The organism is Cupriavidus sp. C2SS-8b (genome assembly GCF_057073745.1).
Genome location: NZ_CP172717.1, coordinates 2,474,079 through 2,494,132, shown reverse-complemented (window position 1 = coordinate 2,494,132; position 20,054 = coordinate 2,474,079). Strand labels below are relative to the sequence as shown.

Annotated in this window: 16 protein-coding genes; 8 read left to right on the top strand and 8 right to left on the bottom strand. The window is 65.5% G+C overall.

Going from position 1 to position 20,054, the window contains the following annotated elements:
- Positions 1–24: 24 nt before the first annotated feature.
- Positions 25–2,493 (bottom strand): type VI secretion system Vgr family protein, encoded by a 2,469-nt coding sequence (locus tag ACIGJB_RS28230; RefSeq protein WP_483733243.1) that lies wholly within the window; start codon positions 2,491–2,493, stop codon positions 25–27.
- Between the two features lie 269 nt (positions 2,494–2,762).
- On the opposite strand from ACIGJB_RS28230, the gene ACIGJB_RS28225 reads away from it, so the two are divergent.
- Complete coding sequence (locus tag ACIGJB_RS28225; protein WP_483733242.1) at positions 2,763–3,710, top strand: pseudouridine-5'-phosphate glycosidase; 948 nt, start codon at positions 2,763–2,765, stop codon at positions 3,708–3,710.
- Between the two features lie 48 nt (positions 3,711–3,758).
- On the opposite strand, the gene ACIGJB_RS28220 is transcribed toward ACIGJB_RS28225, so the two are convergent.
- Together ACIGJB_RS28220 and ACIGJB_RS28215 are read right to left on the bottom strand one after the other, a co-directional pair.
- Positions 3,759–3,944, bottom strand: coding sequence for a hypothetical protein (locus ACIGJB_RS28220; RefSeq protein WP_483714413.1), 186 nt, complete (start codon positions 3,942–3,944; stop codon positions 3,759–3,761).
- 68 nt (positions 3,945–4,012) lie between these two features.
- Positions 4,013–4,936: a LysR family transcriptional regulator gene (locus tag ACIGJB_RS28215; RefSeq protein ID WP_483733241.1), complete on the bottom strand. Its 924-nt coding sequence runs from the start codon at positions 4,934–4,936 to the stop codon at positions 4,013–4,015.
- Between the two features lie 114 nt (positions 4,937–5,050).
- On the opposite strand from ACIGJB_RS28215, the gene ACIGJB_RS28210 reads away from it, so the two are divergent.
- The 5 genes from ACIGJB_RS28210 to ACIGJB_RS28190 all read left to right on the top strand — a co-directional run bounded on the left by ACIGJB_RS28210 (position 5,051) and on the right by ACIGJB_RS28190 (position 11,410).
- A complete protein-coding gene (locus ACIGJB_RS28210) occupies positions 5,051–6,139 on the top strand; it encodes a tartrate dehydrogenase (protein ID WP_483733240.1) in 1,089 nt (362 codons plus the stop codon).
- A 122-nt stretch (positions 6,140–6,261) separates the two neighbouring features.
- A complete protein-coding gene (locus ACIGJB_RS28205) occupies positions 6,262–7,617 on the top strand; it encodes a dicarboxylate/amino acid:cation symporter (protein WP_483733239.1) in 1,356 nt (451 codons plus the stop codon).
- Positions 7,618–7,633: 16 nt separating this feature from the next.
- Positions 7,634–8,902 (top strand): glycerate kinase type-2 family protein, encoded by a 1,269-nt coding sequence (locus tag ACIGJB_RS28200; RefSeq protein WP_483733238.1) that lies wholly within the window; start codon positions 7,634–7,636, stop codon positions 8,900–8,902.
- Positions 8,903–8,914: 12 nt separating this feature from the next.
- A complete protein-coding gene (pyk, locus tag ACIGJB_RS28195; protein WP_483733237.1) occupies positions 8,915–10,333 on the top strand; it encodes a pyruvate kinase in 1,419 nt (472 codons plus the stop codon).
- 90 nt (positions 10,334–10,423) lie between these two features.
- Positions 10,424–11,410 (top strand): Bug family tripartite tricarboxylate transporter substrate binding protein, encoded by a 987-nt coding sequence (locus tag ACIGJB_RS28190; protein WP_483733236.1) that lies wholly within the window; start codon positions 10,424–10,426, stop codon positions 11,408–11,410.
- Between the two features lie 79 nt (positions 11,411–11,489).
- Here the strand turns inward: ACIGJB_RS28190 and fusA are convergent, their stop codons facing one another.
- Entirely contained in the window at positions 11,490–13,598 is a 2,109-nt protein-coding gene (gene fusA / locus ACIGJB_RS28185; RefSeq protein ID WP_483733235.1) for an elongation factor G, read from the bottom strand.
- 343 nt (positions 13,599–13,941) lie between these two features.
- On the opposite strand from fusA, the gene ACIGJB_RS28180 reads away from it, so the two are divergent.
- Both ACIGJB_RS28180 and ACIGJB_RS28175 read left to right on the top strand, forming a co-directional pair.
- Positions 13,942–14,571 (top strand): response regulator, encoded by a 630-nt coding sequence (locus ACIGJB_RS28180; protein WP_483733234.1) that lies wholly within the window; start codon positions 13,942–13,944, stop codon positions 14,569–14,571.
- Positions 14,572–14,699: 128 nt separating this feature from the next.
- Complete coding sequence (locus ACIGJB_RS28175; protein ID WP_483734682.1) at positions 14,700–15,671, top strand: DedA family protein/thiosulfate sulfurtransferase GlpE; 972 nt, start codon at positions 14,700–14,702, stop codon at positions 15,669–15,671.
- Positions 15,672–15,704: 33 nt separating this feature from the next.
- Here the strand turns inward: ACIGJB_RS28175 and ACIGJB_RS28170 are convergent, their stop codons facing one another.
- From ACIGJB_RS28170 to ACIGJB_RS28155, 4 genes are all read right to left on the bottom strand, one after another.
- The gene (locus ACIGJB_RS28170) at positions 15,705–16,661 is read right to left on the bottom strand and encodes a DUF1177 domain-containing protein (protein ID WP_483733233.1); all 957 of its coding nucleotides are present in this window, start codon (positions 16,659–16,661) and stop codon (positions 15,705–15,707) included.
- 65 nt (positions 16,662–16,726) lie between these two features.
- The gene (locus tag ACIGJB_RS28165; RefSeq protein WP_483733232.1) at positions 16,727–17,890 is read right to left on the bottom strand and encodes a porin; all 1,164 of its coding nucleotides are present in this window, start codon (positions 17,888–17,890) and stop codon (positions 16,727–16,729) included.
- A 177-nt stretch (positions 17,891–18,067) separates the two neighbouring features.
- Positions 18,068–18,823: a dipeptidase PepE gene (pepE, locus tag ACIGJB_RS28160; RefSeq protein WP_483733231.1), complete on the bottom strand. Its 756-nt coding sequence runs from the start codon at positions 18,821–18,823 to the stop codon at positions 18,068–18,070.
- A gap of 34 nt (positions 18,824–18,857) precedes the next feature.
- The gene (locus ACIGJB_RS28155; protein ID WP_483733230.1) at positions 18,858–20,042 is read right to left on the bottom strand and encodes an aminotransferase class V-fold PLP-dependent enzyme; all 1,185 of its coding nucleotides are present in this window, start codon (positions 20,040–20,042) and stop codon (positions 18,858–18,860) included.
- Positions 20,043–20,054: the final 12 nt, after the last annotated feature.

The following is a 20,054-nucleotide window of genomic DNA, read 5'->3' as shown; positions in this document are numbered from 1 at the left end:
ATTGCTCAAACTCGGTTGGGCAGATCAATCCATCAGTCGGATTCGCAGCGGCTCGACAAACAAGCTCTTCTGGAGCGGCACCCTGCCAGCCGGATCCGTCATCATCTTGAGTTTGGTGCCATCGCCACGCAGGATTTCAACGCGCGCGTTGGCAAGCGGCTCTCCTGTGGAAGGATTGCGAATCACGTAAGCGTCATGGAAGTTCGCATGCTTCCATGTATTCATTTCCTGCGCCAGGGAACTCGGACCCTGGCGGCTGAACGCGACCGACCTGATCGTTCGCTCTCCTCGCGTGCCATCTTCGATTCCGGTCGACGACATGCGAAGATAGGAGCCACCACACTTGAGCAGCAGTTCATCCTTGGCCTCGATAACGACACGTCCGTTCGCGCTGGAGATCGTCATGTTCTTGTCTGCCAGCAGCCGGACCTCATCGCTCTGCGCCTCGATCTCGATCTTCCCTCTTGCTGCGAACAATTTGATGCCCGCCTTCTGCGCAAAGATGGATACCAGTTCGCCCGCCGCGACAGTAATGCGCTTAAGTATGCTGAGATCGGCGCTGCCGCCAGTTGTGGCGATCAGGTTTCCTGAAGCGCTCAGCTGCAAGTCGGCACCCGATGCCAGTGCTATGCCGGCCGGTGCGCTAACAAGGATTCCAGCCTTCTTGAGTTCCTTCAACGTGTCTTCGAACAGCGCCTTCTGCCTGTCGTAATCGGCTGCAACGGCTTGCGCAGCGCCGGCGGCCGCAGCCAACGCTTCGCTTTGCTGCAGGGCCTGCTGGAGCAGGCCCTGCGCCGCATCCATATCAAGCTGCTTCCCGCCGGCATTGGGCTGATCGTCGACCGAAACAAACAGCCCCTTGCCGCTCCGGATCGCTCCCCAGCCCGAGGTTCTCAGTTCGAACCCGTCCCCCCGCTTCTTCCCCTGGTGATCAACGAGGTAGCCTAGATTGAGTTGCGTCTTGCCGCCGTACTCGGTGGACAGCTTGATCCCTTCCTGCCCCTTCCTATCCTCAAACCGCAGCTTGTTATTGCTCTGCGTTCGAATCACATTGCGCGACAGCCACCCGTCCTGATTCGTGATCAGGTTCTCATGCTGGCTGTTGTGCTGCACGCTTGCGATATACGGCTTATTGGGATTGCCATCGCGAAAGGCCACATCCACGTAAGTGCCATCGAGCAGCGGGAAGTGGAAGCCCGTCTGCAACGCCCCGGCAAACGGCTTGGCCAGCGCAAGCGGCACGCTCTCGCCGCCGTTTGGCCATTCGTCGAAATCCACATCGAAGCGGACCGTGTAGTGCCCTTGCTGCGTCAGGTAGGCATACTTGTACCGGCCGGGCGAGGTAACGCGCGCACTCAGCGTGCCTTGGATCTTCGGCCAGTTGTCTTCGTCCATCGGCAAACGGTAACGCCGGTCCGACGGGATGGACTTGAAAGCATTGCGGTAGGCCGCATCGCGCGCCCCGCTGTGAACGACTTCGGTGATCACCTGCCCGTTCGGCGCATCAGGCAGCGCCATGTCCATGCGCAGAATGCGCGCCGGCCGCAACGCCAGCACATTGCTCTCGCCAGCGAAGATCAACTGCTCGGCAAATTTCGCCTCGTGTCGCAATTGCGCCTCCCACTTGCCTCCGTCGAAGTCCAGGTGGTGCGTGCCATAGACATAAGACTGGCCGTAGGTCGTCGTCTCCTTCGGCGCGACATTGGCTTCGCCGGTAAGGCGCTCCCACGCGAGATCAGGATTGAAGTCGGCGACCCGGATCGATTCCGGTACCGTCTTCGCATGGGTCTGCAGCGAAAACACCGTTTCCTGTCCGGACTCCAGCCCGGCTGTCTCCCGGTAGGGCACCCGCAGTTCGGGCTGGTAGATGTAGTGGTCGATATCGTCTCCGAACACCACCATCTCGCCGAATTTCCCGGGCGTGAAATAGCAGTACAAGCCCTCCTGTTCCATCAGCAAGCGGATGTATGACCAATCCGACAATTGATGCTGAAAGCGGAACTTGTGTTCGGGGTATTTCCGACGCAGCCTGAAGTCAAACTGGTGGCCTTGCAGGTCGTGACGGCGCAAGATCGTTTCAATGATCTGCGGAGCTGTCTGGTGCTGGTAAATCCGGCTGGCACGCGTCAGTTGCAGCCGCGCAACAAGCGGCTCGACCACGATTTCGTATCCGCAGAAGTCGTGTGTCTGCCTGGTTTTGCTAAACCGCGTGACGCAGCCAGCGAACTTGCGCGGCTCCGTGTCGTCGCCCGCGTCGATCAGGAAGGTGGCTGCCTTGCCCAGATAGTCGGCACGGTCCAATTCAAGCGGGTGCATGAGCTGGATAGTGAGGGTGTAGGGTTCACCCATCCGCTCCACCGCCTCGAAGGAAACCACGGACAGCGCCGCAGCACTTGCCGTGCCGGGCACTTGCAGGAAATACGCCTGCCGCCCGGTAAGTCCCCTGAGCAGCGTGCTGCCGTTAGTCTTGAGTCCTTCCATCAGATCCGCCATTCCCCGGGCTCCGTTGTCAGCGCAATCAAACCTGCGGCAGTAACGATGCATCGCCGATGCATCGTCCTGTGGGCCGCACGGTAAGCGCTTTCCCTTACGCCGGGAACCCCTTGGGATCCGTATTCAAACCATTTGTCGATCTATGACAAAATTCGATGCGGGTTAGAAATTTCCCTATTTCTTCTCAAGAATCGACGTGTTAATGAACGAGCGCAAAAATTATCGGGTGCGTTTGACAAGATCGGCGTTCGACCACGGAGCACACCAGCATGGATTCCACCCTCGCCCAATCCTGGCTATCCTTCAGCGAACCCGTAGCCGCAGCCCGCGCCGCCGGCCGCCCTTTGGTCGCACTGGAATCAACCATCATCGCGCACGGCATGCCTTACCCGGAGAACGTTCGCACGGCGCGAGAGGTGGAGAGGGTGATCCGCGACCTCGGCGCCGAGCCCGCGACCATCGCCCTGATCGACGGGCGCATCCGCATCGGACTCTCAGACGAAGAACTCGAACGGCTCGGCCACTCGGGCCAGGCACACAAGGTAAGCCGCCGCGACCTGCCGGCCGTGCTGGCTAGCGGCGAACTTGGCGCCACCACGGTGGCCGGCACGATGATTTGCGCGGCCCTGGCCGGCATCGAGGTCTTCGTCACCGGCGGCATTGGCGGCGTGCACCGCGGCGCGCGAGAGACCTTCGATATCTCCGCCGACCTGCAGGAACTGGCGCAGACTTCCGTCGCAGTGGTATGCGCCGGCGCCAAGTCGATCCTCGATATCGGGCTCACGCTCGAATATCTCGAAACCCATGGCGTGCCGGTGCTCAGTTGCGAGCAAGATAATTTCGCGGCGTTCTACACGCGCGACAGCGGGTTTCGTGCGGATTACAGATTGGATGATCCCGCTGAACAGGCGCGTTTCGTCCGCACCAAATGGGATCTGGGCCTCGCGGGCGGCGTGCTGCTGAGCACGCCAGTGCCGGAGTCGGCAGCGATGCCCTCAGCGGACATCGATGCGCTGACGCAGCAGGCGCTCGATGAAGCCCGGGTGCAAGGCATCACCGGCAAGGCGGTGACGCCGTTCCTGCTGGCACGCATCAAGGCGCTCACAGGCGGTCGCAGCCTGGCGACCAATATCGCGCTGGTAAAACACAACGCCGAAGTCGGCGCCAGGCTCGCACTGGCGCTGGCCCAGGCCGCGCGCGGCGCCAGGCCAGCTTAGGGTCGGCCCGGCGCGGCACCTCGGCGCGCGGGAGCCGGAATCTGCACTTCAGTCCTTCGCCTTCTCAGGCGGCAGCGCCTTGCCGAGCAGCTTGCCAAGCAGGCCGGTCTTGCCGGCGTTCTGCTGGCCCTTGGTCTTCGGCAACGCGCCGGCGCGGTTGGCGCCTGCCTGCTTCATGTTGTTGTTGATCTTCAGGCCCTTGTTCTTTTCGAGATCGGTTTTCTTCACGGACATCATCCCAGGAGTCGAGCCCCGCATTGTACGCAGTGCGCCAGCCCGCGGGGCAAAGCCGGCCGTCTGGCCTACTTGCCGAACGCGCTGAATTTCAGCGCCAGGAACTCCACGAAAAGCCGAATGCGCGACGACAACTGGTGGCGCTGCTGGTACACGGCATAGATATTCGCCTCCGGCGTCGCATACTGCGGCAACACCTGCACCAGCCGGCCACTGCGCAGGTAGCGCTCGATATCCCACTCCGCGCGCATGACGATGCCGTGGCCTTCCAGCGCCCAGTGCACGGCGATCTCGCCATCGTTCGTCGTGACGTTGCCGCGCACGTGGATCGACTCCGTGCGCACTTTGCCGCCCTTCACTGGCGTCAGGCGCCATACGCCATAGGCGTCGCTGCCCTGGCGGATGCCGATGCAGTTATGGCGCAGCAGGTCCGAAGGCGTCTGCGGCACGCCACGCTCGCGCAGGTACTTCGGCGACGCGCACAGCAGGCGGCGGTTGGGCGCCAGCAGCCTGGCAACGATGCGGGCATCGGGCGGCTCGCCAAAACGCACACAGACATCGAAGGCGTCTTCGGTCAGCGGCGGCGGATCGGCCGAGAGCTGCAGCTGCACGTCGACGTCCGGGTACTTGCGGCTGTATTCCGAGATCACCGGCGCCACGTGCATGCGGCCGAAGCCGAGTGTGGCATTGACGCGCAGCAGCCCGCTGGGCCGGCCCCTGGCGCTGGTGAGCAGCTGCTGCAAGTCGTCGATCTCGCCCAGGATCCGCCGCGCATGCTCCAGGAACACTTCGCCCTCCGGCGTCAGGCTCATGCGCCGCGTCGTCCGCGTCACCAGCGGCATGCCGATGCGCGATTCCATCTGCGCCAGCCGCTTGCTGACCGCCGCCGTGGTGATGCCCAGGTCGCGCGCGGCGGCGCTCAGGCTGCCAGCCGTCGCCACCGCGGCGAAGAAGCCCAGTTCCGACGGCTGGATACCGCTCGTGGTGGCCATGTCGCTGTTAACCTCAGGTTAATAATGGTTTAACTCTAGCGCCGATCCAAAACCTCGTCTACCGGCCAGAATCCCCTCACGCAATTCAGCGGTGATCCCGACAGGAGACGAAGGATGAAGACGTACAAGATCGCAACGATTCCGGGCGACGGCATTGGCAAGGAAGTGGTGCCGGCCGGGCGCGAGGTGATGGAAGCGCTGGCCGCCGCGGGCGCGGGCTTTCGCTTCGAGTTCGAGGACTTCGCCTGGGGCGGCGACTACTACCGCCAGCATGGCGTGATGATGCCGGCGAACGGCCTCGACGCGCTGCGCGACAAGGACGCGATCCTGTTCGGCTCGGCCGGCGATAACCAGATCCCCGACCACATCACGCTGTGGGGCCTGCGCCTGAAGATCTGCCAGGGCTTCGACCAGTACGCCAACGTGCGCCCAACGCGCATCCTGCCCGGCATTGATGGCCCCCTCAAGCGCTGCGCGCCAGAGGACCTCGACTGGGTCATCGTGCGCGAGAACTCCGAAGGCGAATACTCGGGCGTGGGCGGCCGCGTCCACCAGGGCCATCCGATCGAAGCCGCGACCGACGTATCGATGATGACCCGCGTCGGCGTGGAACGCATCCTGCGCTTCGCGTTCAAGCTGGCGCAATCGCGCCCGCGCAAGCTGCTGACGGTCATTACCAAGTCCAACGCCCAGCGCCACGCCATGGTGATGTGGGACGAAGTCGCCATGCAGGTCGCGAAGGATTTCCCGGACGTTACGTGGGACAAGGAACTTGTCGATGCCGCCACCGCGCGCATGGTCAACCGTCCGAAGACGCTCGACACCATCGTCGCCACCAACTTGCACGCCGATATCCTGAGCGACCTGGCCGCCGCCCTCGCGGGCAGCCTGGGCATCGCGCCGACCGGCAATATCGACCCGGAGCGCCGCTACCCGTCCATGTTCGAGCCGATCCACGGCTCGGCGTTCGACATCATGGGCAAGGGCCTGGCCAATCCGGTTGGCACCTTCTGGTCGGTCGTGATGCTGCTGGAGCACCTCGGCGAGCAAGCCGCCGCACAGCGTCTGATGGCCGCCATCGAAGCCGTTACCGCGAACCCTGCTCTGCATACCGGCGACCTCGGCGGCAAGGCCCGCACGGTGGACGTGACCAAGGCCGTCTGCGACTTCCTTGCCGCGAACCAGCAGGCCAAGGCGGCCTGAGCCGTACCCCCGCCCGGCGCTCGCCGGGCAATGCCAGGCACGCCTGGCCCTGCGGACGCAAACCAACGCCCCCAAGAGCGGCGCCCGCAGGCGCATTTCGCAGAACCCGCAGGAGACAGCAAATGATTCAACGGCTACTAGGAAAGCTGTATGTCCAGGTATTGATCGGCGTGACCGCTGGCGTCTTGCTCGGCGTGTGGGCGCCCGATATCGGCAGCAGCCTGAAGCCGCTTGGTGATGTGTTCATCAAGCTGATCAAGATGGTGTTCGCACCGATCATCTTCGCCACCGTGGTGCTGGGCATCGCCCGCATGGAAAACATGAAGGAGCTGGGCCGCGTCGGTGTACGGGCGCTGCTCTATTTCGAACTGCTGTCCACCTTCGCCCTGGCGCTCGGCCTGATCGTCGTGAACGTGGTCCAGCCCGGCGCCGGCATGAATGTCGATGCCTCGCACCTTGACGCCAAGGCCATCGCCAGCTACACGCACGCCGCCGAGACGCCGCACACCTTCGTCGAGTTCCTGATGAACCTGGTGCCGTCGAGCGTGATCGACGCACTGGCGCGCAACGACATCCTGCAGATCCTGGTGTTCGCCACCCTGTTCGGCATTGCGCTGTCGCATATCGGTGCGCGCGCCAAACCGGTGGTCGACTTCCTGGAGTCCTTCACGCACGGCATCTTCACGATCGTGGGGATGATCATGCGCCTCGCCCCCATCGCCGCGTTCGGCGCCATGGCCTTTACCGTAGGCAAGTATGGCCTGGGCTCGGTGGTATCGCTGGGCAAGCTGATGGGCACGATGTACCTCACCTGCTTCCTGTTCGTCGTGATCGTGCTCGGCGGCGTGGCACGGGTCTCCGGCTTCAGCCTGTGGAAATTCCTAAAGTACATCCGCGACGAACTGTTCACGGTGCTCGGCACCAGCTCGTCGGAATCGGTGGTGCCGCAGCTGATGCGCAAGCTGGAGAACGCCGGCGTGTCCAAGCCGGTCGTCGGCCTGGTGGTGCCGTCCGGCCTGACGTTCAACCCGGACGGCCAGTGCATCTACTACACGATGGCCGCGATCTTCATCGCGCAGGCCACCAACACGCCGCTGACGCTGATGGACCAGATCGTCGTGCTCGGTGTGCTGCTGCTGACGTCGAAAGGCTCGGCGGGCGTGACCGGATCGGGCTTCATCACGCTGGCGGCGACGCTGGCCTCGCTCGGCAAGATTCCCGTGGCCGGCATGGTGCTGCTGCTTGGCGTGGACCGGTTCATGTCGGAGGCGCGCGCCATCACCAACACGATCGGCAATGCGGTCGGCACGCTCGCGATTGCACGCTGGGTCGGCGCAGTCGATCAGCAGCGCCTGCAGGATGCGCTGGATGGCAAGGTCGTCGACGAGGAGCCGGGCGAGGGCCAGCAGCCGGAAGCGGCGGCGATCGGCACCCGCATGATTCCTGTGGCCGATCGGCACGCTGGCCTCCAGCACTGAAATGACGGAACCGACCATGGATGCCCTGCAGGCCCGTTCGCTGCTCCAGCACATGTTCCGCGCCGCCATCGACGCCGCGCAGCCTTCGCTGACCCTCGCCGCCCACCTGCCCGAACGGCCACGCGGCCGCACGGTGGTAATCGGCGCGGGGAAGGCCTCGGCGGCCATGGCCCACGCCTTCGAGGCCGCATGGCCGTGGCCCGTCGAAGGTCTCGTGGTGACGCGCTACGGTTACGCGGTGCCGTGCGAGCGCATCGAGATCGTCGAAGCGGCGCACCCGGTGCCGGATGCGAACGGCTTTCACGCAGCGCGCCGGATGCTCGAGATGGTGTCGGGCCTGACGGAAGACGACCTTGTGATCTGCCTGGTGTCGGGTGGTGGTTCTTCGCTGCTGCCGTTGCCGCTGGCCGGCGTGTCGCTGGAAGACAAGCAGGCGATCAATCGCGCGCTGCTGGCCTGCGGCGCCACGATTACGGAGATGAATTGCGTGCGCCGCCACCTCTCCGCGATCAAGGGCGGTCGGCTGGCGGCAGCGTGCCACCCGGCGCGCGTCTGCAACCTGCTGCTGTCGGACGTGCCCGGCGACGACCCGATCGATATCGCCTCCGGCCCGACAGTGGCCGACCCCACCACGCGTGACGACGCCATCGACATCGTCCGACGCTATGGCATCGACGTGCCGCGCCATGTGCTCGACGCGCTGGCCTCCGACGCGGCCGAAACCATCAAGTCTGGCGACCCGCGCCTGCCGCGCATGCAAACCGCATTGATCGCCACGCCACGGCTTGCCTTGCAAGCGGCGGCGCAAGTCGCGCGGAACGCGGGCTTGCCCGTGTTCGTGCTCGGCGATGCGATCGAGGGGGAGGCGCGCGAGGTCGGCAAGGTGCTCGGCGGCATCGCGCTCGAAGTCGCCAACCATGGCCAGCCGTTCGCGGCGCCGTGCGTGCTGCTCTCGGGCGGGGAGACCACCGTGACGGTGCGCGGCAAGGGGCGCGGCGGACGCAACGTCGAATACCTGCTGTCGCTCGCACTCACGCTGCGCGGCAAGGCGGGTGTCTATGCGCTCGCCGGCGACACCGATGGCGTGGACGGACAGGAAGAAATCGCCGGCGCCATCGTCACGCCCGACACGCTGCAGCGCGCGTGGCGGCTCGGCATCCGCCCGCAGGATGCGCTGGCCGCCAACGACGGGCACGGCTTCTTCGAGGCCCTTGGCGACGCCGTCGTCACGGGCCCCACCATGACCAACGTGAACGATTTCCGCGCGATCCTGATCGCGCGCTGACAGGAGTAAAGCATGAGACGCCTTCGCAACGCCAAGATCGTGGCAACACTGGGGCCGGCAAGTTCGACACCCGAGAGCATCGATGCGCTGTTCGAAGCTGGCGCCGATGTGTTCCGGCTCAATTTCAGCCACGGCAGCCATGACGACCACAAGCAGCGCCTGGACAGCATCCGCGCCATCGAGCGCGAGCGGGGCCGCCCGATTGGCGTGCTGCTGGACTTGCAAGGTCCCAAGCTGCGCATCGGCACGTTTGCCGACAGCCCCGTGCAACTGGCCGCGCGGGCGCCGTTCCGCCTAGACCTCGACGCTGCCGTGCCGGGTTCGCAAACTCGCGTCAGCCTGCCGCACCCGGAGATTTTCGCCGCGCTGGGCGAAGGCACCGAACTGCTGCTCGACGACGGCAAGATTCGCCTGCGCGTGGAGCAGTGCGGCGCCGACTTCGCGCAGACGACGGTGATCAACGGCGGCGCGCTGTCGGATCGCAAGGGGGTGAATGTGCCAGGCGTGGTGCTGCCGCTCTCGGCGATGACCGAGAAAGATCGCCGCGACCTGGACTTCGGCCTCACGCTCGGTGTCGACTGGATCGCGCTGTCGTTCGTGCAGCGCGCCGAGGACATCCAGGAGATCAAGCAGATCGTGCAGGGCCGCGCCGGCATCGTTGCCAAGCTCGAAAAACCCGCGGCGATCCAGAGCCTGGAGGCCATCGTCGCCGAAGCGGACGCCGTGATGGTCGCGCGTGGCGACCTGGGCGTGGAGATGCCCGCGGAACTGGTGCCATCGTTGCAGAAGCAGATCGTGCGCGCCTGCCGCAAGGCTGGCAAGCCGGTGATCGTGGCCACGCAGATGCTCGAATCGATGGTTGCGTCGCCCGTGCCGACGCGCGCGGAGGCTTCGGACGTGGCGACCGCGGTCTACGACGGCGCCGATGCCGTGATGCTGTCGGCCGAGTCGGCTTCCGGCCGCTACCCGGTGGAAGCCGTGACGATGATGGACAGCATCATCACGCGCACGGAATCGGACCCGCTTTACCACGACGCCATCCAGGCGTCGCATACCCCGCCGCGCGCCGAGGCCGCGGATGCCATCGGCTACGCGATCCGCCATGTCGCAGGCCTGCTCAAGGTGCCGGCGACCGTTGCCTACACCAGCTCGGGCTACTCGGCCCTGCGCATGGCGCGCGAGCGTCCCGAAGTGCCAATCCTCGGCATGACGCCGCGCGTGGCCACCGCCCGGCGGCTGGCGCTGGCGTGGGGCGTGCATGCCGTGCTGTGCCACGAAGTGGTGGACGTGCTGGAGATGACGGAGCTGGCCAGCCGCACCGTGCTGGAGGAACGCTTCGGCGAGCGTGGCGAATCGATCGTCATCTCGGCAGGGCTTCCATTCACGGTTGCCGGGACCACCAACTTGCTGCGCATCGCACAGGTGCAATGAATCGGCGAGACGGAAGACACCACCATCGCCGATCCCGCAACAAAGACTTACCCACACGCAAACCATAACCATCCCAACAGGAGACAGCCAATGCGCACACCCCTTGCTTTGCGGAACATCGTTCGCCTTTCCGTGCTGGCGGTCGGCTTCGCCGCTTCTTCGGCCGCGCTATCGCAGGAATGGCCCGCGCGGCCGATCAGCCTGGTGGTGCCGTTCCCGTCCGGCGGCACGACCGATGTGCTGGCACGCGCGATCGGCGACCAGTTATCGAAGAACCTCGGGCAGCCTGTCATCGTCGAAAACCGGCCCGGCGCCGGCGCGACGGTTGGCGCGGACTATGTGGCCAAGGCGAAGCCGGACGGCTACACGCTGCTGATGGGCGCGGTGCACCACACCATTGCAACGAGCGTCTACAAGAAGCTGCCCTACAGCTTCCAGAAGGATCTGGCTCCGGTGGCCACGGTGGCGATGGTGCCGAACGTGCTCGTCATCAACGCCGCGAAGACGCCGGCGAAGAACGTCGCGGAACTGGTTGCACTGGCGAAGAAGTCGCCGACGGAGTTCGCGTATGGCTCGAACGGCAACGGCACGGCGCAGCACCTGATCGGCACGCAGTTCCAGGCGGAGACCGGCGCGTCGTTGCTGCATGTGCCTTACAAGGGCAGCGGTCCGCTGACGACAGATTTGCTGGGCGGGCAGGTGACGATGTCGTTCGATACGCTGACCACGGTGCTGCCGCATATCAAGGCCGGCAAGCTCAGGGCCCTGGCCGTGACGACGGCGAAGCGATCCAGCGTGCTGCCCGATGTGCCGACGCTTGAAGAGTCGGGGCTGAAGGGCTTTGATATCGGCACGTGGTTCGGCGTGCTGGCGCCCGCGGCGACGCCGAAGCCGATCCTGGCCAGGCTCAGCGCCGAGATCGTGAAGATCGTGAAATCGCAGGATTTTCAGCAGCGCATGCTGGCCGCGGGCGCGGAGCCCATGGTGGGCACGGCGGATGAGTTTGCCAAGCGCATCAATGATGAGACGGTGAAGTTCGCGAAGCTGGTGAAGGAAGGGAAGGTGGCGATCGAGTAGATGGATATGGCCGCTCGGCAGTCAAAAAAGGCCGCGATGCAATCGCGGCCTCTGTCCCTGGCGTGGCGCGAAATGCCCTCTATGCCACCCTCTTCGCATTAATCACCGCCTCCGCCACACTAGCCGGCGCTTCGGCGTAGTGCTTGAACTCCATCGTAAATGTCGCGCGGCCCTGCGTGAGCGAGCGCAGCGACGTGGAGTAGCCGAACATCGTCGCCAGCGGCACCTCGGCGCGCACCACCTTGCCCCCGCCGCCCGCGATCTCTTCCATCCCGTGCACCATGCCGCGCCGTGACGAGAGATCGCCCATTACATTGCCGGTGAATTCCTCCGGCGTTTCCACTTCCACCGACATCATCGGCTCAAGCAGGATCGGCTTGGCCCGCTTCATGCCCTCGCGGAACGCCATCGAGCCGGCCATGCGGAACGCATTCTCGTTCGAATCCACGTCGTGGTACGAACCGAATACCAGCGTAGCTTTCACATCGACAATCGGATACCCCGCCAGCACGCCGGCGGTCAGCGTTTCACGAATGCCCTTGTCCACCGCCGGGATAAATTCGCGCGGCACCACGCCGCCCTTGATGGCGTCGACGAACTCGTAGCCGCCGCCGTGCGGCATCGGCTCGATGTTGAGCACCACGTGGCCGTACTGGCCGCGTCCGCCTGACTGCTTGATGAACTTGCCCTCGACATCCTTCGCCGCCTGCCGGATGGTCTCGCGATAGGCCACCTGCGGCTTGCCCACCGATGCTTCCACGCCGAACTCGCGCCGCATCCGGTCGACCAGGATCTCCAGGTGCAGCTCGCCCATGCCGGAAATAATGGTCTGCCCGGATTCCTCGTCGGTCGTCACGCGGAACGACGGATCCTCCTGCGCCAGCCGGTTCAGGGCGACGCCCATCTTCTCCTGGTCCGCCTTGGTCTTCGGCTCCACCGCCTGCGAGATCACGGGTTCCGGGAAGCTCATGCGTTCCAGGATGATGACCTTGTTCGGGTCGCACAGCGTGTCGCCAGTGGTGGCTTCCTTCAGCCCCACCGCCGCGGCGATATCGCCGGCACGCACTTCCTTGATCTCCTGGCGCACGTTGGCGTGCATCTGCAGGATGCGCCCCAGCCGCTCGCGCTTGGACTTGACCGGGTTGTAAACCGTGTCGCCGGAATGGACCACGCCCGAATACACGCGGAAGAAGATCAGCTGGCCGACAAACGGATCCGTCATGATCTTGAACGCCAGCGCCGAGAACGGCTCGTCGTCGCTCGGATGGCGCTCGGCCTCGCGGTCGTCCTCGGTATGGCCCAGGATGGCGGGCACGTCGGCGGGCGAGGGCAGGTAGTCGATCACCGCGTCCAGCATGCTCTGCACGCCCTTGTTCTTGAACGCGCTGCCGCACAGCATCGGCACGATCTCGTTGGCGATGGTGCGCTTGCGCAAGCCCTGCTTGATCTGCGCCTCGGTCAGCGGTTCGCCGGACAGGTATTGCTCGAGCAGCGTCTCGTCGGCCTCGGCCGCGGCTTCGATCATCTTGTCGCGCCATTCCTGCGCGATGGGCAGCAGCTCGGCCGGGATGTCCCGGTACTCGAAGCGCACACCCTGGCTCTCGTCGTCCCAGACCACGGCCTTCATCTTGACCAGGTCGACCACGCCCTGGAAATGGTCCTCGGCGCCGACCGGAATCTGGATCGGCACGGCGCGGCCCTTGAGCCGGTCGGCGATCTGGGTCTGCACGCGGAAGAAGTCCGCGCCGACGCGGTCCATCTTGTTGACGAACGCGATGCGCGGCACGTTGTACTTGTTGGCCTGGCGCCAGACCGTCTCGGACTGCGGCTGCACGCCGCCGACCGCGTCATAGACCATGCAGGCGCCATCGAGCACGCGCATGGAGCGCTCGACTTCGATGGTGAAGTCGACGTGCCCCGGCGTGTCGATGATGTTGATGCGGTGCTCAGGGTAGTTGCCGGCCATGCCCTTCCAGAACGCCGTGGTCGCCGCCGACGTGATGGTGATGCCGCGCTCCTGCTCCTGCTCCATCCAGTCCATCGTCGCGGCGCCGTCGTGCACTTCCCCCAGCTTGTGGTTGACGCCGGTATAGAACAGGATGCGCTCCGTCGTCGTCGTCTTGCCGGCGTCGATATGGGCACTGATGCCGATATTGCGGTAGCGCTCGATGGGGGTTTTGCGGGACACGGCGATCTCTCCGGGATGACCTCAGTTAAGTAGAGTAGCACCTGCCGCGCAACCCCGTTTGTCCCTGCGCGCGGAAGGGGCGGCCATCGGGGCGCGCTGCGCGCCGTCCGTCGTCCGCGTGCGGCAGGCCGGTGAATCCGGCGTCCTGGCGGCCTATAAGAGCAAAGAAATTGCTTCGTCAGATGCAGATTCATCTGCATTGCGGTTCCACCGCATTTCAGCGCCTGAGCGCCTGCCTATACTTGCCCCTTCGTGTCCCGCGTCTACCTCCTGCGGGTGACAGTCTTCCGGCGCCCGGGCGCCTTCCTGACCGATTCCTATACAGAGTGACAGACAGGCAAGCATGGCTAGCGTCCTGATCGTTGATGATCATCCCGCGTGGCGGCTGGTGATGAGATCGCAGCTTTCCCAACTGCTCGGCGTGGAGCATATTCTCGAAGCCGACAATGGCCAGTGCGCGATCGAAGCGGTGCGCCAGCACAAGCCCGACCTGGTGATGCTCGACCTCGACATTCCACGCATCGGCGGCCTCGATGTGGCTGCCCGCGTGCGCGATATGCATCCGGCGGTGCGCGTCCTTGTCGTGACCGCGCTCGATCCGGCCGTGTTCGTGTCGCGCGCGTGGCAGGCGGGCGCGCAGGGCTTTGTCAGCAAGACGCAGGACATCCAGGAAATCCTGCGCGCGGTGGAATCCGTGCTGGCTGGCTATACGGTTTTTCCGGCACTGCCACGGCGCGGCGCCCACGGGCCGGCGTTGTGCGGCGACGAGGAAAACCTGCGGCGCCTTTCCGACAAGGAACTCGGGGTGCTGAAGATGCTGGCGCGCGGCATGACGTACAAGGACATCAGCCGCGAACTGTTTATCAGCAACAAGACCGTCAGCAGCTACAAGGCCCGTATCATGGCCAAGCTGCAGATCGGCTCGCTGGTGGAACTGGTGGATTTTGCCCGGCGTTGCAAGCTGATCCAGTAAGGCCGGCCGCGGGGGGCCCAGGCTCAAGGAATTTGAAGGTCCCATGCAGTCGGCGCACGTGCAGGCTGGCTGCAGCGCTGGCAAACTGTCGGTCTATCCAAATGAAAGACCAAGGCGGGGGGACGGCTGTGGGCGAGTTGCAGACCATGCTGGAAAACCATGGGCTGATGCTGGTGTTCCTCAACGTGCTGGCGGAACAGGCGGGCCTGCCGATTCCGGCGTATCCGATGCTGTTCGTGGCCGGCGCACTGGGCGTGCAGGAGACCGGCCCGTCGATCGGCGCGGTGCTGGCGACCGTGATCGCGGCTTGCCTCATCGCGGATACCGCCTGGTATTTTGCCGGCCGCCGGCTGGGCCAGCCCATGCTGCGCACCATCTGCAAGGTGTCGATGTCGCCCGACACCTGCATCCGCCAGACCCAGTCGCTTTACCTGCGCGTGGGGCCGCGTTCGCTGGTCTTCGCCAAGCTGCTGCCCGGTGCCGGCGCGCTCTCCACGGCCATGGCCGGCATGACGGCCACGCCGCTGCCGGTATTCCTGTTCTATGACGCCGTCGGCGCGCTGGTCTGGGCCGGCGCGGCGCTGCTGGTCGGGGTGGTGTTCAGTGACTTTGTCGATGTCATTCTGGCTGCCTTCAGCGAGTACGGGCACCTGGCGGTGCTGGTCTGCGTGGGCGCCTTCGCGCTGTTCCTGGCCTGGCGCATCTGGTGGCGTTTCCGGCTGTTGCGCCGGACGCGGCGGGTGCCGCGCATGACCGTCGATGAACTCGAGGCCCGCCGCCGCGCCGGCACGCTGCCGCTGGTGCTCGACGTCCGCGCCCATGGCCCCGCGCCGATCGAGCGCATCCCGGGTGCCATGGTCGTGGACATGCACGGATCGCTCGATGCGCTGCGCGACCAGCTGGCATCGCGCGACATCGTCGTCTACTGCGCCTGTCCGCACGAGATTTCGGCGGCCATCCTGGCCGAGCGGCTCCGCGCCGCGGGCCATCCACAGACCTTTGCCCTGGCGGGCGGCTTCGACGAGTGGAAGCGCCTGCACGGCGGCACCGAGGCGCCGCCGCAGGCCGCGGAAGCGGCCAACGACGCGGCAGCCGGCTGATCCGCCTTGCCCGGGGATGACCGGGCGGAAGTCTCAGCGCTTGCCGGCAGTCTGGAACACCGTCAGGTCCGGGTAGACCGCGCGGATCTTTTCCCACTCGGTGGCGTTGAAGAACTGGCACTTGCCCGCGCCAAAGCGCTTGCCCACTTCCACGCAGAAGCGCACGGCCTCGGCAATGTCGATCTCGTGGTTGGCCGACGTGGCGCTGCCCGATACGACTGATTGTGCTGTCACCGCCACACCCACCACCGGCGCATGTGTGGCCACGTGCGGCTGCATGATGCTGTTGAAGTGGTACAGGCCGTTGTGGTACGGCGTGATGTCCTGTTGCGAGATCGGGAACGTGACGGCGGGGCAGCCGGTGGTCGATTCCATGGTCGCAACCAGGTCCGGGCTCACGCGCAGGATGTAACCCTGCATGGCCGTCGGGGAAATCGCGAAGCCGCGATGCTTGATGATGCTGTTGCCCTTGGACGCGTCGATCGACAGGATGGCGTCCATCTCCGGCAGCACCTGGTGGTCGTTCATGGTGTCCGACGACACCGGCATGCTCATGAACGGCACCGGGTCGTGTGGCTGCATCGACACATTGGTCGACAGGTGCGTCGTGACGATGACGTCGCCGGCCACGTGATCGCCGCGCGACTTCATCTGCGCGAGCTTGAGCGCCACGGCCAGGCAGCCGATCGGGCCATCCGCGTCGGACACAAGGCCGACCAGCTCGGGCCGCGCGCCGATGGCGCCATTGCGGCCGATCACGCCCAGCGTGGGCGCTTTGCCGCCGCCGCGCTTGCCGTTGGTGCCAGGAATCACGATGGTGATGAAGTCGCTGGTGTTGGCGGTGTTTTCTGGCGGTGCGTTGTGCACCGTGGTCACTTCGACCGTCACGCCGGCTTCGGCGTAGGACGCGAACAGTTCCCGGACCACAGCACCGTTGGCGTTCGGGCTGTCCAGGGCTTCATGAATGACCAGCGTCTGCTGCAGGGCCATGGTTTTTCTCCAAGTGAAAGGCGAGGGTGGCCGCGCAAGCGTGCGTGCGCGGCGTGGAATATCAATCAGAACTGGTGGCGCAGGCCGACCATGACGGTGGTCTGGTTGTCGTTGCCGTCGAGACGGCGGCCGCTGTCGCCGGTCCAGTTGGTGGTGTTGTTGCCGAACAGGCCGGACCAGTCGCCGCGCACCCAGTCGTAGGCCACGGCCAGGTAGGCGTCGGTGCGCTTGCTGAACGCGTAGTCCGCGACTGCGTAGGCGGTGGTGCGGTTGCCGCTGAAGTTGTCGGCGCGCGTGCGGTTGTGCATCACGCTGCCCGTCAGCGTCACGTTGCCGGTGATGGCGTAGTTGGCGCCGACGGTGAAGAAGTCGTCGCGGCGGCTGCCGTTGAAGACCGAATTGATGGCCGCGCGGTTGGTCGGCGTCGGCGCGGTCGACATGCTCGTGATGGTGGCCGTGTCGGTGCCGCCGCGCGACGAATCGAAGCCGCCGTCGCGGTCGCTGTAGATATAGTTGGCAAAGAGGTTGCCGCGGCCGACGGATGCCTTCAGGCCTGCCATGTAGATGCGGGCCGCACGGCTCTGGATATCGCGGGTTTGCTGGAAGTCGCCGATCGCCGTGATCGGGCCGGCCGCGTACTTGAGGCCCAGCGATACCGACGAGCTTGCCGAACCTTTGCCTGCCGTTTCACCGAGCGCATATTCGGCGATCACCGAGACCGGGCCGAAGTTGCCGGTGTAGCTGAGCGCGTTGTCGTAGCGCTGGCCGGTCAGGTAGACCATCCACGAATTGGACGGCGCCGCGCCGACACCGAGCGGGTCGACGTAGTACAGCATGGTGTTGGCCGTGGTGTACTGCCGGCCCATGGCCAGTTCGCCCCAGCGGTTGCCGATCTTCACATAGGCCTGGCGGCCGAACAGCTGCCCCTGCTGGTCCAGCTTGCCGGTATCGGTTAGGAAGCCGTTCTCCAGCACGAAGCCGGCCTTGACCCCATCGCCCAGGTCTTCGTTGCCGCGCAGGCCGAAGCGGCTGCCCGACAGGAAGCCCTCGCCGCCCTGCTGCAGGCCGAGCACGGCATCGCCGGCAGGGTTGGAGTGTGTCTGGTACGTCAGGCCGCTGTCGATGACGCCGTACAGCGTCAGACCGGACTGTTGCGCCATGGCGGCGGCAGGCAGGCTCAGCAGCAGCGGCAGGGCCGCGCGGGCGGCGCGGCGGACGGGGTGGCTCATTGTGGTTTCTCCTCCAGAGGGTAATAGGGTGCTCGCACCGGGCGGATCGCCGCGCCGGTGTGGGGTTTGATTTGTTGTACTAGGGGGGCTGCCTACATAGCCTGCCGGTTTGCTCCCCTCTCCCACGGGGTGGGAGAGGGGAGCAATACCGTGGTTCATTCCGACGCCTGCACGGTCTCAGATCGCAAAGCCCGGCCAGTCCTGCATTCCCGCCGGACCCTTGATGCGCGACAGCGCAAAGGTCTCGCCTTCACGAATGGTCTCGACCTTGCCTTCGGCCGGGAAACACAGCGCATGGCGCTCGCCCAGCACCGTCCCATGGGTGCCGTCGCTGTACAGCGCCGAACCCTCCGGCAACGCGAACACCTGCTCTGGCGCATTGATATTCAGGAACTCGGCCAGGCGCTCTTCACGGCTTTCGCCGTTATGGCCGGCCGGCTTGCCGCTGATGAAGTGCGGGTTGATCTGGAACGGCACCAGCCCGAGCGCGCGCAGCGACGGCGGCTGCACGATCGGCATGTCGTTGGTGGTGCGGATGGTCGGGCAGGCCACGTTGCTGCCCGCGCTCCAGCCCACGTACGGCGTGCCGGCGCGCACCTTCGCGCGGATCGCGTCGACGATGCCGGCGTCATACATGCGCTTGAGCAGCGCAAAGGTGTTGCCGCCGCCCACGGCGATGGCCTGGGCCTCGTTCACGGCGCGCAGCGGATCGGCGCTGTGGTGGATCGACTCCAGCGCGTAGCCCAGCCGTTCGAACACCGGCTTGACCATGCCTTCATAGGTGTCGAAGCTGAACGTCACGCCCGCGAACGGCACGAACAGCACCTTGCGCGGTTCCTTGCGCAGCAGCGTGTGGATCTGCTCGCCGGCGTGCTCGAGATAGCCGAGGTTGTCCTTGCGCGAGCTGCTCATCAGGAGGATGCGTTGGGTCATGTCTGGGTTTCCTTCAGGGATTCGGTTCGGGGGCTCAGGCCACGGCGGCGCGGATCAGCGCGGCCACGCGGTCGATTTCCTCGTGGGTGTTGAAGTAGTGCAGCGACACGCGCGCCATGGTCGACACGCCATAGCGCGCGAGGATCGCGTCCGCCATGAAGTTGCCGGCTTCGATGATGCATTGCTGCGCTTCGAGCGCGGCGACGATGGTGGCCGGGTCCACGCCACGCACGTTGAACGGCACGATGCCGATGCGGTCGGCCACGTTGGCCGGGCCGTACAGCTCGAAGCCGGGGATCGACGAGAACTTCGCCACCGCGTATTCGGTCAGGTCACGCACGCGTGCCTCGATGGCGTCGATGCCGATCTGCATGGCGTAGTCGATGGCCGTGCCCATGCCCAGGATCGCCGGCACGATCGGGCAGCCCGCCTCGAAGCGGCGGGCGCCGGCCACGAACGACAGCGCGCCGGTTGCGCGGTCATAGGCGCCGTTCCACCAGCCGGCCAGCGCCGGCTCGATCTGCTCGATCAGCGCGCGGCGCACATACAGGAAGCCCGAGCCCTCGGTCGCGCGCAGCGCCTTGCGGCCGCAGCCGGCCAGGACATCGCAATCGAGTTCGGCCACGTCCGAGCGCAGCATGCCCACGCTCTGCGCGGCATTGACCAGCGACAGCACGCCGTGGCGGCGCGCCACGGCGCAGATCTGCGCGGCGGGCTGCACCGCGCCCGTCGAGTTGGGCAGGTGCGAGAACGTCAGCAGGCGCGTGCGCGGCGTGATGGCCGCATCAAAGGCCTCCGGCGACAGCAGGCCTTCGGCATTGGCCGCCACCATCTTCACCACGATGCCGTAGGTTTGCTCAAGGCGGCGCCACGGCAGCAGGTTGCTGAGCATCTCGGTGTCGGCCACCAGCACTTCGTCGCCGGCCTGCCAGGCAATGCCGCGCGCGATCAGCGAGATGCTTTCGGTCGCGTTCTTGGTGAAGGCGATCTCGTCGGCCGCCGCGTTCAGCAGCGACGCGAGCTTGCCGCGCACCGCGTCCACGCGCGCATAGGTCTCCTTGCGGAACGCCGGCAGGTAGATGCCGACGTGGCCGGTATCGAGCAGGTAGCTGCGCACGGTGTCGAGCACCGCATCGGGCGGCAGCGATGCCGCTGCCGTGTCGAGGTAGATGGTGGAGGCCGTCAGCGGGGTGCCGGCACGGATCGCTTGGATATCCATGGAACGTCTCAG